General features: G+C 60.1%; 1 pseudogene. It reads right to left on the reverse strand.

The window, feature by feature from the left end:
* Nucleotides 1–203, reverse strand: a pseudogene (locus tag ACFWW2_RS00030) (IS256 family transposase); the annotation flags it as partial.

The raw sequence follows: 203 nt of genomic DNA on the forward strand, positions 1-203 counted from the left end.
TGTTTTTCCTCATCCATGCGTGGTCGGAAATAGACCCCATCCGCCCAGATGTAGACAAACCTCCGCGTGCTGAGATCGCGACGTTGCCAGCGGTCATACTCATCCCACCAGTCGGCCTTGAGCCAGGATATCGTCGTCGAAGACAGACCCGCCGCGTTGGGCCCCAGCAAAGCGGCCAGCGCTTCGTGGAAATCGCCCGTGGA

Origin of the sequence: Yoonia sp. R2-816 (assembly GCF_046762905.1) — a bacterium.
GTDB lineage: Bacteria > Pseudomonadota > Alphaproteobacteria > Rhodobacterales > Rhodobacteraceae > Yoonia.